The following is a 1466-nucleotide window of genomic DNA, read 5'->3' on the forward strand; positions in this document are numbered from 1 at the left end:
GGTTAACGTGCGCAGACGACTATTAGTGACAGCATTATCAGGCGGTATGTTCAGACCTCACAACGCAATGTTGATTTTCATTCAGCAAACCGACTCTAATTTATAACCTTATGAAAACTCAATATAGACTTTTTTAGCAAATTAATTCAGATTTATAACCTTTGAAAATAAAATATGAACATCAATTTTCAGGGCAACTAACGCCTCGTTAAGCGGATAAAAATAGTTGGCTATAATCGCGAAGCGATGGCCAACTGTTTTAGTTCCGTTTAAATTGACTTGTTATATTTTTTATACCACAATCCAATATATATTGGTACAAATTATAAAGGTGATTAATTATGGCTAAAAATACTAGTGTTACTTTAGGTGATCATTTCGATCAATTTATAAGCCAACAACTTCATTCAGGTCGTTACGGATCTGCAAGTGAGGTACTTCGAGCAGGCTTACGCGTGTTAGAAGACCAAGAAGCTAAAATACTTAACTTACGCACAATGCTAATTCAAGGCGAGCAAAGTGGTACAGTTGAGTACAATTATGATACTTTTCTTGCTGAGCTTGATAAAGATAACCACTAATGAATAATTTCAAACTATCAGCTAAAGCAAAATCCGATTTAATTAAAATTGCAAAATATACCCAATTAACATGGGGTCAAGCTCAACGAAATGATTACTTAAAAGCACTAGATAACTTATTTCATATATTAGCAGATGAGCCTGAAATCGGTATTCACTGTGATTATATTAGGGAAGGTTATAGTAAATATCCCCATGCTAGCCATGTAATTTACTATAAAGAACATAAACTTAATCAAATATTGATCGTTCGTATTTTACATAAAAGCATGGATGTTAACCGCGCTCTCTGATAAAAATATAACGCCCACTTAAGCGGACAGAAATAGTTGGCTAATATAGTGTAGCGAAGCGAAACATAGCCAACTGTTTATGTCCCGTTTAAAGTGCTTGTTATATGGCTAATGATTAGTGTAAATCTTCCGATTTGTTACCAATAAATGCATCAATACCATCTTCATTTATTGTTTCAATAGCTTCAATTAATGCTGCTTTTTCAGTAGGGAATTCATCATTCCACACAGTTGAATTATTAAACTCGTCTACGATTTCTATTAACCAACCTCCATTGTCACCATTATAAATATCAATTTGTACTGACTTTCCATCTAATTCAAATGGCTGGCATAAAGGAGACATAATTAGTTCAAATTCATCATCTTCTAACATTCTTAAACCCACATTAATTTTATTATTCAATAGATAAACCTTCTCAAAGTTAAGAACTCTAAGCAAGGTAAATTTAAAATATTAAAGCATAACTAGGTGACTGATAAACTCATGAATCTACAAATGCCTTATAGTAAGACCAAGCCACTTATTTAATAAAGTAACTTACTATTAGTTAAGTGGAACATGCTTCTGTTGGTTACGAATATTAAATGC

General features: G+C 32.7%; 3 protein-coding genes. 2 read left to right on the forward strand and 1 reads right to left on the reverse strand.

Going from position 1 to position 1466, the window contains the following annotated elements; genetic code table 11:
• Positions 1-341: 341 nt before the first annotated feature.
• Positions 342-581, forward strand: a complete 240-nt coding sequence (locus G322_RS0119260) for a type II toxin-antitoxin system ParD family antitoxin (RefSeq protein ID WP_022943281.1) — start codon at positions 342-344, stop codon at positions 579-581.
• On the forward strand, positions 581-874 hold the full coding sequence (locus G322_RS0119265) for a type II toxin-antitoxin system RelE/ParE family toxin (protein ID WP_022943282.1): 294 nt from the start codon (positions 581-583) through the stop codon (positions 872-874). The genes G322_RS0119260 and G322_RS0119265 overlap by 1 nt, the downstream gene beginning before the upstream one ends.
• Before the next feature lie 115 nt (positions 875-989).
• Here G322_RS0119265 and G322_RS0119270 read toward each other — a convergent pair whose 3' ends face one another.
• Positions 990-1280 carry a hypothetical protein gene (locus G322_RS0119270; RefSeq protein ID WP_022943283.1) on the reverse strand — a complete coding sequence of 97 codons (291 nt, stop codon included), beginning with the start codon at positions 1278-1280 and terminating at the stop codon, positions 990-992.
• Positions 1281-1466: the final 186 nt, after the last annotated feature.

Origin of the sequence: Psychromonas hadalis ATCC BAA-638 (assembly GCF_000420245.1) — a bacterium.
Taxonomy (GTDB): domain Bacteria; phylum Pseudomonadota; class Gammaproteobacteria; order Enterobacterales; family Psychromonadaceae; genus Psychromonas; species Psychromonas hadalis.

What these genes read in the sequence shown, in the direction of transcription:
- G322_RS0119260 (WP_022943281.1), top strand. Translation starts at nt 342, where the DNA reads ATGGCTAAAAATACTAGTGTTACTTTAGGTGATCATTTCGATCAATTT.
- G322_RS0119265 (WP_022943282.1), top strand. Translation starts at nt 581, where the DNA reads ATGAATAATTTCAAACTATCAGCTAAAGCAAAATCCGATTTAATTAAA.